At 60.2% G+C, this 1,181-nt stretch carries 1 pseudogene; it reads left to right on the plus strand.

Annotation, left to right across the window (positions count from 1 at the left end):
• Positions 1–1,181 (plus strand): annotated as a pseudogene (locus GIV35_RS27595) (type IV secretion protein Rhs); the annotation flags it as partial.

Here is a 1,181-nt window from a genome sequence, read left to right on the forward strand (position 1 = left end):
CAAGGCGGCGCGCTGCGTTCGGCATTGGGCGAGTTTTTCGCAGATGGACACGCGCTATGCCTGGGGCGATGACGGGCGTGTCACGGTGCATAACGCCGATGGCAGCCAGGAGGTGTATGTCCATGACCAGCGGGCACGGCTGGTGCAGAGGATTGATCCGGACGGCGCCACGCACTTTAAATCCTACGACGACCAGGGCCGGCTGACCGTCGAGCAAGACCCGATGGGCGCGGTGACGGCCTATCAGTACGACGATGCCGGGCGCTTGGTGGCGCTGTTTCCGGGGGATGATGAGCCAACGTCCTACGAGCATGACAACGGTTTTGTACGGGTTGTCAGGCGTGGGGAGGCGGTCTGGAAATATGAGCGTAATGAACAAGGCGATGTTACGCGTAGGACCGATCCCGATGGAGAGGTTACTGACTACAGCTACAACAAGCACGGGCAACTGACTGGAGTTTGGTACCCGGATCACAGTTGCCATCGACTGGTGTGGAACGAACGCGGGCAACTGCTTGAGGAGCAATTGCCCAATGGCGGGATCAAGCGTTATCGCTATGACGATCTGGGACGGCAAGTTGCCTGTGAGGATGAGCAGGGTGCGCTGACGCAATATCACTGGGACTGCGTCGGCAGGTTGATTCGTCTTGTGTTGCCAGGCGGTGGTTGTAGGGAATTCAGCTACAACCCCTACGGCAAAATCATCGCCGAACGCGACGAACTCGGCCACATCACCCGCTACGAATACGCCGATGGCCTGCACCTGATCAGCCGCCGTCTCAACGCCGACGGCACCCAGGTCAAGTACCGCTACGACAACGCCCGACTGCTGCTCACCGAGATCGAAAACGAAGCCGGCGAAACCTACCAACTTGACTACCACCCCAACGGCCTGATCCGCCAGGAAACCGGCTTCGACGGCCAACGCACCGCCTATGCCTACGACCTCAACGGCAACCTGCTGGAGAAGACCGAATACGGCGACGATAACAGTCAGCTAATCACCCGTTACGAGCGCGACCACGCCGGTCGCCTCGTCCGAAAAACCCTGCCAGATGCCAGCGTTGTCGACTATGCCTACGACCGCCAAGGCAACCTCCTCAGCGTCGAAGACGGTCACTGGGCGCTGGCCTACGAATACGACCGCCAAAACCGCCTCACCGCCGAACACCAGGGCTGGG

Origin of the sequence: Pseudomonas sp. PA-1-6B (assembly GCF_021609545.1) — a bacterium.
GTDB lineage: Bacteria > Pseudomonadota > Gammaproteobacteria > Pseudomonadales > Pseudomonadaceae > Aquipseudomonas > Aquipseudomonas fluorescens_BV.